General features: G+C 49.2%; 1 protein-coding gene and 2 rRNA genes. All 3 read left to right on the forward strand.

Features of this window, described 5'->3' with window-relative positions; all coding sequences use genetic code 11:
• The first annotated feature begins 70 nt into the window (after positions 1-70).
• The 3 genes from ABE41_RS20415 (at position 71) to ABE41_RS00005 (ending at position 6096) form a co-directional block, all read left to right on the forward strand.
• Positions 71-1174, forward strand: coding sequence for an HD-GYP domain-containing protein (locus ABE41_RS20415; RefSeq protein ID WP_083207909.1), 1104 nt, complete (start codon positions 71-73; stop codon positions 1172-1174).
• A gap of 275 nt (positions 1175-1449) precedes the next feature.
• Positions 1450-2999 (forward strand): 16S ribosomal RNA (locus ABE41_RS20420).
• A 234-nt stretch (positions 3000-3233) separates the two neighbouring features.
• Positions 3234-6096: ribosomal RNA gene (locus tag ABE41_RS00005) — 23S ribosomal RNA — on the forward strand.
• The 16S and 23S rRNA genes sit together here, the layout of an rRNA operon.

Raw genomic sequence — 6096 nt, forward strand, 5'->3', positions numbered from 1 at the left:
TATACATTTTCCTCTTTTTTATATGTACAATTAAACTATGAATTTTCGGACAAAAGGAGTTTATTGTATTATGAAAGTTAAAACGAGTCAGGCAAAGATTGGCCAAATGCTGGTTCAAGATGTTTTCTCGATGACGAATCAGCCGATCGTTAATAAAAACACTGTATTAAATTCAGAACATTTAAGAGTACTTACTCGTTTTAATATAGAAGAGATTGATATCCTTCATGATTCAGGTTTCAACGCAAACAGCATAAAGGAAAATGCAGCAACTCCTGCTGCTAAACAAGAAGAGAAAACGTCTCTGCAGCTAAAAAAAGAAGATATCTCTTCATTTCCGAGCTTGTACCTGCAAACGGTCAAACGCTATAAGCAATTATTTACGAATTGGCAGTCAGGAAGCCCATTAGATATGCTGGAAGTTCGCCAAGCTGTTTTACAAGTTCTTGAAGAAGGTTCAAATTTTCCTAGAGAGATTTTATTGCTGCATCACTACGCCACAAGTGCAGATTATATTTATCACCATGCAATTTCTGTTGGGATATTGAGCACGTTTTTAGCAAAGAAACTTAATTATTCAAACGGAGACTGTATTCAAATAGGCCTTGCCGGGGTTTTATCTGATTGCGGAATGGCCAAAGTCCAGCCGTCAATTTTGAAAAAAAGCGGCGCGCTGTCCCCTGCAGAGTTTGATGAGGTTAAGAAACACACCATCCATGGATATAATATGCTTAAAAAAATCCCATCTATAAAAGAAGGGGTTTTGCTCGGTGTTCTGCAGCACCATGAGCGGGAAGACGGTTCAGGCTATCCGCTAAAAGTTCAAGGAAGCAAACTTCATCCATTCAGTAAAATACTTGCTGTAGCAGATGTGTACCTGGCGATGACAGCTGAACGTCCGTATCGAAGCAAGCAATCTCCATTCAAAGTACTCGAAATGATGATGAAGGATCAGTTTGGCAAGTTCGATCATCAAGTAATTCGTGCCCTGTTATCCGGCCTATCAACCTTCTCAACAGGCAGCCGTGTTAAACTTACTAATCATGAAGTAGCTGAAATTGTCTTCATTGAAGAAAGCCAGCCTACACGTCCGATGGTCAAATTAGACTCAACTGGTGAGTTCATCGCTTTAAAAACACGAAATGATCTCTTTATAGAAGAGCTTTTATCTTAGGATAGAAGCTTTTTTGTTTTAATGTATTGTAACCTGGCTTTATCCGTGGTAGACTAATCAAGCTGTCTTAAGAACAGCGCTGCAACACTTTAAGTTGATAACGAATTGATTTGAAAAAGTTTTAAAAAGTTATTGACTCTGACAGTTTAGCGTGGTATATTATTAAAGTCGCTAAAACAAGTGACGCAAACAAGTTCTTTGAAAACTGAACAAAAGCAAAGGTAAGGAATTAAGAATTAATTCCGTCAGTAACAAATTAGAGCAAGTCAAACACTTTTATGGAGAGTTTGATCCTGGCTCAGGATGAACGCTGGCGGCGTGCCTAATACATGCAAGTCGAGCGAATGAAGAGGAGTTTGCTCCTCTGATTTAGCGGCGGACGGGTGAGTAACACGTGGGTAATCTGCCTGTAAGACGGGGATAACTCCGGGAAACCGGGGCTAATACCGGATAATAAGAAGAAACGCATGTTTCTTTTTTGAAAGTCGGTTTCGGCTGACACTTACAGATGAGCCCGCGGCGCATTAGCTAGTTGGTGAGGTAACGGCTCACCAAGGCGACGATGCGTAGCCGACCTGAGAGGGTGATCGGCCACACTGGGACTGAGACACGGCCCAGACTCCTACGGGAGGCAGCAGTAGGGAATCTTCGGCAATGGGCGAAAGCCTGACCGAGCAACGCCGCGTGAGCGATGAAGGCCTTCGGGTCGTAAAGCTCTGTTGTTAGAGAAGAACAAGTACGAGAGTAACTGCTCGTACCTTGACGGTACCTAACCAGAAAGCCACGGCTAACTACGTGCCAGCAGCCGCGGTAATACGTAGGTGGCAAGCGTTATCCGGAATTATTGGGCGTAAAGCGCGCGCAGGCGGTCTCTTAAGTCTGATGTGAAAGCCCACGGCTCAACCGTGGAGGGTCATTGGAAACTGGGAGACTTGAGTGCAGGAGAGAAAAGTGGAATTCCACGTGTAGCGGTGAAATGCGTAGAGATGTGGAGGAACACCAGTGGCGAAGGCGGCTTTTTGGCCTGTAACTGACGCTGAGGCGCGAAAGCGTGGGGAGCAAACAGGATTAGATACCCTGGTAGTCCACGCCGTAAACGATGAGTGCTAGGTGTTGGGGGGTTCCACCCTCAGTGCTGAAGTTAACACATTAAGCACTCCGCCTGGGGAGTACGACCGCAAGGTTGAAACTCAAAGGAATTGACGGGGGCCCGCACAAGCAGTGGAGCATGTGGTTTAATTCGAAGCAACGCGAAGAACCTTACCAGGTCTTGACATCCTCTGATCACTCTAGAGATAGAGCTTTCCCCTTCGGGGGACAGAGTGACAGGTGGTGCATGGTTGTCGTCAGCTCGTGTCGTGAGATGTTGGGTTAAGTCCCGCAACGAGCGCAACCCTTGACCTTAGTTGCCAGCATTCAGTTGGGCACTCTAAGGTGACTGCCGGTGACAAACCGGAGGAAGGTGGGGATGACGTCAAATCATCATGCCCCTTATGACCTGGGCTACACACGTGCTACAATGGATGGTACAAAGGGTTGCGAAGCCGCGAGGCCAAGCCAATCCCAAAAAGCCATTCTCAGTTCGGATTGTAGGCTGCAACTCGCCTACATGAAGCCGGAATTGCTAGTAATCGCGGATCAGCATGCCGCGGTGAATACGTTCCCGGGCCTTGTACACACCGCCCGTCACACCACGAGAGTTTGTAACACCCGAAGTCGGTGGGGTAACCCTTTTGGGAGCCAGCCGCCGAAGGTGGGACAGATGATTGGGGTGAAGTCGTAACAAGGTAGCCGTATCGGAAGGTGCGGCTGGATCACCTCCTTTCTATGGAGATTATGAAACAGCTTCGACTGTTTCGTAAGTACACCTTTTGCCTTTTGTTCAGTTTTGAGAGAACTCTCTCTCAACTAAATAACACTTTTCTAAGATTTTTTATGAAAGGGTTATTTTATATGTTCTTTGAAAACTAGATATCGACATCCAAACAAAGTAATGCAAGGCAGATAGATTATTTATCTGCGCCAAAGCAAGAATCTTTGATGTGTAAACATCATATAAGGTTAAGCTAGAAAGGGCGCACGGTGGATGCCTTGGCACTAGGAGCCGAAGAAGGACGGGACGAACACCGATATGCCTCGGGGAGCTGTAAGTAAGCACTGATCCGGGGATTTCCGAATGGGGGAACCCACCATCCGTAATGGGATGGTATCCATATCTGAATACATAGGGTATGAGAAGGCAGACCCGGGGAACTGAAACATCTAAGTACCCGGAGGAAGAGAAAGCAAATGCGATTTCCTGAGTAGCGGCGAGCGAAACGGAAACAGCCCAAACCAGAGGGCTTGCCCTCTGGGGTTGTAGGACACTCTACATGGAGTTACAAAGGAACGAAGTAGGTGAAGCGGTCTGGAAAGGCCCGCCAAAGAAGGTAACAGCCCTGTAGCTGAAACTTCGTTCCCTCCTGAGTGGATCCTGAGTACGGCGGGACACGTGAAACCCCGTCGGAATCCGGGAGGACCATCTCCCAAGGCTAAATACTCCCTAGTGACCGATAGTGAACCAGTACCGTGAGGGAAAGGGGAAAAGCACCCCGGAAGGGGAGTGAAAGAGATCCTGAAACCGTGTGCCTACAAGTAGTCGGAGCCCATTAACGGGTGACGGCGTGCCTTTTGTAGAATGAACCGGCGAGTTACGATCCCGTGCAAGGTTAAGTTGAATAGACGGAGCCGCAGCGAAAGCGAGTCTGAATAGGGCGACATAGTACGTGGTCGTAGACCCGAAACCGTGTGATCTACCCATGTCCAGGGTGAAGTTCAGGTAACACTGAATGGAGGCCCGAACCCACGCACGTTGAAAAGTGCGGGGATGAGGTGTGGGTAGGGGTGAAATGCCAATCGAACACGGAGATAGCTGGTTCTCCCCGAAATAGCTTTAGGGCTAGCCTCGCGGCAAGATTCCTGGAGGTAGAGCACTGATTGGACTAGGGGCCCCCACAGGGTTACCGAATTCAGTCAAACTCCGAATGCCAGAGAATTATCCGCGGGAGTCAGACTGCGAGTGATAAGATCCGTAGTCAAAAGGGAAACAGCCCAGACCATCAGCTAAGGTCCCAAAGTATACGTTAAGTGGCAAAGGATGTGGAGTTGCCCAGACAACCAGGATGTTGGCTTAGAAGCAGCCACCATTTAAAGAGTGCGTAATAGCTCACTGGTCGAGTGACTCTGCGCCGAAAATGTAACGGGGCTAAACGTATCACCGAAGCTATGGCTTGTACCTTTAGGGACAGGGGTAGGGGAGCGTTCGAAGTGCAGTGAAGTCAGACCGGAAGGACTGGTGGAGCGCTTTGAAGTGAGAATGCCGGTATGAGTAGCGAAAGACAAGTGAGAATCTTGTCCATCGAAAGCCTAAGGTTTCCTGAGGAAGGCTCGTCCGCTCAGGGTTAGTCGGGGCCTAAGCCGAGGCTGAAAAGCGTAGGCGATGGATAACAGGTTGATATTCCTGTACCACCTCCTTTCCGTTTGAACAATGGGGGGACGCAGTAAGGTAGGGTGAGCGCACTGATGGAATAGTGCGTCTAAGCAGTTAGGCTGTTGGATAGGCAAATCCGTCCAACGTGAAGGCTGAGCTGTGATGGCGAGGGAAATTTTAGTACCGAAGTCCCTGATCCTACACTGCCAAGAAAAGCCTCTAGTGAGGAAAGAGGTGCCCGTACCGCAAACCGACACAGGTAGGCGAGGAGAGAATCCTAAGATGATCGGGAGAACTCTCGTTAAGGAACTCGGCAAAATGACCCCGTAACTTCGGGAGAAGGGGTGCTCTGATAGGGTTTATCGCCCGAGAGAGCCGCAGTGAATAGATCCAAGCGACTGTTTAGCAAAAACACAGGTCTCTGCGAAACCGCAAGGTGAAGTATAGGGGCTGACACCTGCCCGGTGCTGGAAGGTTAAGAGGAGGGGTTATCCCTTACGGGAGAAGCTCTGAATTGAAGCCCCAGTAAACGGCGGCCGTAACTATAACGGTCCTAAGGTAGCGAAATTCCTTGTCGGGTAAGTTCCGACCCGCACGAAAGGTGTAACGACTTGGATACTGTCTCAACGAGAGACCCGGTGAAATTATAGTACCTGTGAAGATGCAGGTTACCCGCGACAGGACGGAAAGACCCCATGGAGCTTTACTGCAGCTTGATATTGGATTTTGGTACAGCTTGTACAGGATAGGTAGGAGCCTGAGAAGCCGGAGCGCCAGCTTCGGTGGAGGCGTCGGTGGGATACTACCCTGGCTGTATTGAAATTCTAACCTTGAACCGTGATCCGGTTCGGAGACAGTGTCAGGCGGGCAGTTTGACTGGGGCGGTCGCCTCCTAAACAGTAACGGAGGCGCCCAAAGGTTCCCTCAGAATGGTTGGAAATCATTCGCAGAGTGTAAAGGCACAAGGGAGCTTGACTGCGAGACCTACAAGTCGAGCAGGGACGAAAGTCGGGCTTAGTGATCCGGTGGTTCCGCATGGAAGGGCCATCGCTCAACGGATAAAAGCTACCCTGGGGATAACAGGCTTATCTCCCCCAAGAGTCCACATCGACGGGGAGGTTTGGCACCTCGATGTCGGCTCATCGCATCCTGGGGCTGAAGTAGGTCCCAAGGGTTGGGCTGTTCGCCCATTAAAGCGGTACGCGAGCTGGGTTCAGAACGTCGTGAGACAGTTCGGTCCCTATCCGTCGCGGGCGCAGGAAATTTGAGAGGAGCTGTCCTTAGTACGAGAGGACCGGGATGGACACACCGCTGGTGTACCAGTTGTTCCGCCAGGGGCATAGCTGGGTAGCTACGTGTGGACGGGATAAGTGCTGAAAGCATCTAAGCATGAAGCCCCCCTCAAGATGAGATTTCCCATCACGTTAAGTGAGTAAGACCCCTTAGAGATGAT

Origin of the sequence: Fictibacillus arsenicus, from assembly GCF_001642935.1 — a bacterium.
Lineage (GTDB): Bacteria > Bacillota > Bacilli > Bacillales > Fictibacillaceae > Fictibacillus > Fictibacillus arsenicus_B.

Excerpts from the sequence above, each read along its gene's own strand:
- ABE41_RS20415 (WP_083207909.1), top strand. The coding sequence starts at position 71 with ATGAAAGTTAAAACGAGTCAGGCAAAGATTGGCCAAATGCTGGTTCAA.